Here is a 5,213-nt window from a genome sequence, read left to right as displayed (position 1 = left end):
ACTTCAGAGAACTACTTTCGGGAACCTACTTCAGCGCATCGAGCTTGCCGAACTTCTCAGCCAGCAAGTAGTAGACAGCTAGGCGCGGGTTCGACTTGCCATCTTTCATCGTCGCCAAGACATCGGCGATGGCTTGATCGAGGGCTTCATCAGAATCGGTAAGGCCGAGCTTCTTCTTGAGGAAGTTCTCGCGGACGGTCGCGAGTTCTGCGGGGTCACTTGCCGAGACCAACGCGGCGTCGCGATTGCTCAGGACCAGACGGTACGTGGCCGCCAGCTTGTCGATGATCTCCACATCGGCGTGGGGTGCATATTCCAGAACAGTTTCACGGGCGTCGCTCATTCAGGGTCCTCCGATTTGGGTCTTCGTAAATCCTTGCAAGCGCACAGTATGCCTCGCTCCCGACAGGTGCTGGTGTAAGCGGGCCCGCATGGTGCCAGATTGGCTTCGACGATCACACGCCAACTGCGAGTTGAGACGAAACTGGGAATTTATCGCACCGGATGCCTAGGCTGATTCTTGAACGAGAACTTGCTAGAGGAAACGGAGATGGTCGTGGTCGCAGTGGTTCCGGAGCGTCATCCAGAAAAGCCGCGTCGCCTTCCGGCGGGGATTGAGTTGGCCAGTCGACTACTGGGCATCGGCAAGCCGACCGGTGCCGAGTTCGCGAAGCTGGGCGAGCTACTCATGGCCGGCGATCCAATGATGGATGGCGTAGTTGACGAGATGGCGACTGCTGGAATGAGCCAGACTCGGCCACTCTTCGAACAGGCGCTAACCGACGGAATCGACACCGTGGACGGCGCGCCCCCGCAGATGGAAGCCTTCTTCCGGCACATCGAAGCGACTCCAGACTGGGTCGACGAAGGCCAACTGGCACTCGCGGCCCAAGTAATGCAGAGCGGCGGTGCCGACGGCCTGTACATCGCGAGAGACGTAGCCTTGATGGGCGGCTACCAGTTTTCCGGTTTCAACCAGACGCTGCTGCGCACTGGCGCCCTCACCAAGGGTTCCAACAAGCGTTTCGCCGAAACCTCACGCTGGGCGCTCGACGTCATCAGTCCAGGTGGCCTCAACGTTCGCGGTGCGGGCTATCGATCGACCATTCGAGTGCGTTTCATTCACTCAATGGTGCGCAAACACGTGGAATCGATGCCCGACTGGGACAACACCAGGTGGGGCTTGCCGATCAACCAGACCGACATGGCTGCGACCCTCGTCGGATCCCTGGTCGCGCCGTCAATCGGCGTCGTCGGCCTCGGCCTGGTGAATAACCCTCGCGAGTACCAGGCCATCGCGCACCTGACTCGCTACGTCGGTTGGCTGATCGGAGTTGACGAGGCCTATCAACCGCACAGTTTTCGCGACGCGGTCGGTATCCTTGCCCACACCTCCGCAGCTTTAGCGACACCTGACGAGACCTCAAAGGAACTCGCCGCGCCAATGGTCGACGACCCCGACCAGTGGCACTACGACTCGTTGGTGCAGTTACGTCGCAGGGTCGCGAAGTCACAGCACCTCGGCATTGCCCGTGCTTTCCTTGGCCGGAAGACGCTCGAGCACCTTGGCGTCAATAGTTCGGCGGTGCCCTGGTACCCGCCGCTGGTCTTCGGCCTCAACATTGCTCGCTCCGCTGCGGCCCAACTACCCGGTGGTCGCCGACGTGCTGCCGAGTCCGGTGCTGGACGCGCCGACTCCTTCCTTGCCACCATGACTCCGACACCGGTAGTGATCGGCGATTCGTCGGTAATTTCTCGGGTGGCGTAGCGAACGTCAGGCACCGATGTAGTTGGCCAGATGCTCGCCGGTCAGTGTCGACTTCGCGGTGACCAAGTCGCGCGGGGTGCCTTCGAACACCACACGACCGCCATCCTGTCCCGCACCCGGACCAATGTCGATAAGCCAGTCGGCGTGAGCCATCACTGCCTGGTGATGCTCGATCACGATCACCGATTTGCCCGCGTCGACGAGACGATCGAGGAGGCCAAGCAACTGTTCAACGTCGGCCAAGTGCAGGCCCGTAGTCGGTTCGTCGAGGACGTACACCGCTGCTTTGTCGGCCATTGCCGCGGCGAGTTTGATGCGCTGTCGTTCGCCTCCCGACAAAGTGGTGAGCGGTTGACCGATCGTCAGGTAACCCAGTCCGACGTCTGCCAGTCGACTGAGGATCTTGTGGGCGGCCGGAGTTCGCGCCTCCCCTTCCCCAAAGTACGTGAGCGCTTCGTCGACCGACATCGCGAGCACCTCGCTGATATCGCGGCCAGCGAGGTGATAGTGAAGAACCGCGGCGTCGAATCGCTTGCCGTCGCACACGTCGCAGGTTGTTGAGACGCCAGCCATGGTCGCCAGGTCCGTGTAGATAACGCCCGCGCCCTTGCAGTTGGGGCAAGCGCCGTCGGAGTTGGGACTAAACAGTGCCGGTTTGACGCCGTTGACTTTTGCGAAGGTCTTGCGGATCGGATCGAGCAAACCCGTGTAGGTTGCCGGGTTGCTGCGTCGAGATCCGCGGATCGCCGTCTGGTCAATCACCACGACGTCTGCGCTCGGCGGCATGGAACCGTGGATCAATGAACTCTTTCCCGAACCGGCGACCCCGGTGATAACGGTGAGGGTGCCGAGTGGAACATCGACGTCGACGCCCTGCAGGTTGTTGGTGGTAGCGTTCCGGATTTCCAAGTGCGCCTTCGGCTTACGCACCGATTCCTTGAGTTGTGCCCGGTCGTCGAGGTGCCTGCCGGTGAGGGTGTCGGACTTCTTCAGCCCGTCCACGGTGCCTTCAAAACAGATCTCTCCGCCATGCGATCCGGCTCGCGGACCCAGATCGACGACATGATCGGCGATCGCGATTGTTTCTGGCTTGTGCTCCACTACGAGCACCGTGTTCCCCTTGTCGCGCAAGCGGAGCAGGAGGTTGTTCATGCGCGCAATGTCGTGCGGGTGCAGACCGACAGTCGGCTCGTCGAAAATATAGGTGATGTCGGTGAGCGCTGAGCCGAGGTGGCGAATCATCTTGGTTCGCTGGGCCTCACCTCCGGAAAGCGTTCCCGTCGGGCGTTCGAGCGACAGGTAGCCGAGGCCGATCTCCACAAAGGAGTCCAACGCACCGTGGAGTTTATCGAGCAAGGGCGCGACTATCGGATAGTCGAGGCTTTCCACCCACGCCGTGAGGTCAGTGATCTGCATGCGGCAGGCGTCAGCAATGCTGACACCACCAATGGTGGAGGTTCGTGCCGGTTCGGCCAGGCGCGTTCCGTCGCACTCCGGGCACGCGGCAGAAGTGACTGCGCGTTCGATGAACGCACGGATATGCGGTTGGACAGACTCAAGGTCTTTCGACAGCATGGATTTGCTGATCTTGGGGATCACGCCCTCGTAGGTGAGGTTGATGCCGTCGACTTTGATTTTGGTCGGTTCCCGATACAACAGATCGTCAAGCTCACGCTTGGTGAACGTGCCCACCGGTTTGTCCATGTCGAAATAGCCACTGCCACCATAGATCCGGCCGTACCAGCCGTCCATGCTGTAGCCCGGCACCTTCAGCGCACCGTCGGCCAACGATTTGCCTGCGTCGTAGATCTCGGTCAGGTCAATGTCGGAGACCGTCCCCATCCCCTCGCACCGGGGACACATGCCACCGAGGCGTTCAAATGTCTGCTTGACGGCTTTGGCGTCAGTTCCGCGCTCGACCTTGATGGCACCACTGCCCCGGACCGTTGGCATATTGAACGAATAGGCATTCGGTCCACCAATCTGCGGGGACGCGACTTTGCTGAACAGGATCCGCAGCATCGCATTGGCATCGGTGAGCGTGCCCACCGTTGAACGCGGGTTGCCGCCGATCCGTTCCTGATCGACGAGAATGGCGGTCGTAATGCCATCGAGGACATCCACATCGGGCCGCCCGAGCGACGGCATGAATCCTTGGACGAAAGCGCTGTAGGTTTCGTTGATGAGGCGCTGCGATTCCGCGGCGATGGTCCCGAACACCAGCGAACTCTTCCCGGATCCGGAAACCCCGGTAAAGACAGTCAGTCGACGCTTCGGCAGCTCGACGCTGACGTCTTTGAGATTGTTGACCCGGGCCCCCTGCACTCGGATTAGGTCATGACTGTCGGCGGCTGCGGATTCGATCGAAGACATGACAGCCATTCTTACTGAACGCTCGACCGGATGGGCGGAGACGCAATCACTTCCCCGGCTGAGAACGGCGATTTGTCGGAGAACGGGACTATAGTTCGGCCAGTTGGTGCTGAGGGCATACTCAGCCCACGGCACTATTCACAAGACGGGGGTGCGAGTGGACGAATCGCGCAAGACACGAGATTTTGCGCTGGTTATCGGCGTCATTGCGGCCCTGGTTGTTATCAACCTGCTGGCCCACTTTTCCGGACACTGGCCCGGTATGCTCGCGGTCCCACTCGGCGCAGTGATCCTGGCACTCGCCGCCCGAGCCAGCGGACTGTCGTGGGCCGATATGGGCGTCAGCCTCGCCGAATTGAAATACGGCTTCCGATGGTCGGCGATCGTCGTCGTCGCCGTGATCGTGATTGTGGCGATTGCCGTCGCCATCCCCTACACCAGGCAGTTCTTCCTCAACGACCGATATGCCTCGGCGCGCGGCGCCATGATGGCCGCGTTTGTCTGGATCCCGCTGCAAACGGTACTCCCTGAAGAACTCCTGTTCCGCGGCGTGCTGCAGGGCTCGTTGCGACGCGTGCTGAGCCGTCGTCTCACCATCGCCGCGGCGGCCGGCTTGTTCGGAATCTGGCACATCGCTTCGTCGTTGGGCCTGTCGGCGGGCAACGCCGGGGTCACCGGTGCGATTGGCGGTGGTATCGGCGCGGCGATTGCGGGCGTGCTTGGCGCCGTCGTCGCGACGACGGTCGCTGGTGCCATCTTGAGTTGGCTACGCTTCCGTACTGCCAACCTGCTTGCACCGATCGTGATGCATTGGAGCCTAAACGCGTCCGGTGCGCTCGGCGCTGCGATCGCCTGGAACCTGGCCTAGCTGTACTTCTTCGTGACGTTGTGAAAGCGTTGTGCCGGTGTGAGGCCACCGATGCCGGTGTGGGGTCGGTGATGATCGTAGTGATGTAGCCATGCTGTGTACGCGAGCTCGCGTTCGTGTTCGTTTTGATAGCGGGCGGCGTAGGCCCATTCGGTAGCAAGAGTCCGGTTGAACCGTTCTACTTTGCCGTTGGTTTGGGGTCGG

The 5,213-nt window shown here is 61.1% G+C and carries 5 protein-coding genes; 2 read left to right on the top strand and 3 right to left on the bottom strand.

Annotation, left to right across the window (positions count from 1 at the left end; all coding sequences use genetic code 11):
- Positions 1-25: 25 nt before the first annotated feature.
- Entirely contained in the window at positions 26-343 is a 318-nt protein-coding gene (locus tag WBA38_RS10225; RefSeq protein WP_424322646.1) for a DUF2853 family protein, read from the bottom strand.
- A 207-nt stretch (positions 344-550) separates the two neighbouring features.
- Between WBA38_RS10225 and WBA38_RS10220 the strand changes: the two genes are divergently transcribed.
- The gene (locus WBA38_RS10220; protein ID WP_424322645.1) at positions 551-1,768 is read left to right on the top strand and encodes an oxygenase MpaB family protein; all 1,218 of its coding nucleotides are present in this window, start codon (positions 551-553) and stop codon (positions 1,766-1,768) included.
- 6 nt (positions 1,769-1,774) lie between these two features.
- Here the strand turns inward: WBA38_RS10220 and WBA38_RS10215 are convergent, their stop codons facing one another.
- Positions 1,775-4,150, bottom strand: coding sequence for an ATP-binding cassette domain-containing protein (locus tag WBA38_RS10215; protein ID WP_424322644.1), 2,376 nt, complete (start codon positions 4,148-4,150; stop codon positions 1,775-1,777).
- Between the two features lie 148 nt (positions 4,151-4,298).
- Between WBA38_RS10215 and WBA38_RS10210 the strand changes: the two genes are divergently transcribed.
- On the top strand, positions 4,299-5,009 hold the full coding sequence (locus tag WBA38_RS10210; protein WP_424322643.1) for a lysostaphin resistance A-like protein: 711 nt from the start codon (positions 4,299-4,301) through the stop codon (positions 5,007-5,009).
- Here the strand turns inward: WBA38_RS10210 and WBA38_RS10205 are convergent.
- The coding region (locus WBA38_RS10205; protein WP_424322642.1) for an integrase core domain-containing protein at positions 5,006-5,213 on the bottom strand (208 nt) is incomplete at its 5' end. The genes WBA38_RS10210 and WBA38_RS10205 overlap by 4 nt on opposite strands.

Source organism: Gordonia sp. (in: high G+C Gram-positive bacteria), assembly GCF_049647785.1.
GTDB lineage: Bacteria > Actinomycetota > Actinomycetes > Mycobacteriales > Mycobacteriaceae > Gordonia.
Note: the sequence above shows the minus strand (reverse complement) of the source record. Positions and strands in the feature narration are given on the sequence as shown.

Excerpts from the sequence above, each read along its gene's own strand:
- WBA38_RS10225 (WP_424322646.1), bottom strand. The coding sequence starts at position 343 with ATGAGCGACGCCCGTGAAACTGTTCTGGAATATGCACCCCACGCCGAT.
- WBA38_RS10220 (WP_424322645.1), top strand. The coding sequence starts at position 551 with ATGGTCGTGGTCGCAGTGGTTCCGGAGCGTCATCCAGAAAAGCCGCGT.
- WBA38_RS10215 (WP_424322644.1), bottom strand. The coding sequence starts at position 4,150 with ATGGCTGTCATGTCTTCGATCGAATCCGCAGCCGCCGACAGTCATGAC.